The sequence below is a fragment of the Escherichia sp. AM3 genome, from assembly GCF_032029835.1.
Classification (GTDB): Bacteria; Pseudomonadota; Gammaproteobacteria; order Enterobacterales; family Enterobacteriaceae; genus Escherichia; species Escherichia coli.
Genome location: NZ_JAVUPQ010001241.1, coordinates 1 through 243 on the forward strand (window position 1 = coordinate 1; position 243 = coordinate 243).

The following is a 243-nucleotide window of genomic DNA, read 5'->3' on the forward strand; positions in this document are numbered from 1 at the left end:
CTGGCGCGAGAAGGGCGTCGATGTGGTGGCTTACCAGAACCAGGATCTGATCTACTCTGACCTGGCGGCAGGCCGTCTGGATGCCGCGTTTCAGGATGAAGTCGCCGCGAGCGAAGGCTTCCTGAAACAGCCTGCGGGTAAAGAGTACGCCTTTGCCGGCCCGTCGGTAAAAGACAAAAAATACTTTGGCGACGGTACTGGTAGTGGCCTGCGTAAGGATGATCCCGAGCTGAAAGCCGCCTT

General features: G+C 58.0%; 1 pseudogene. It reads left to right on the top strand.

Annotated features, from left to right (window positions below):
• Window positions 1-243, top strand: a pseudogene (locus tag RTW80_RS30485) (transporter substrate-binding domain-containing protein); the annotation flags it as partial.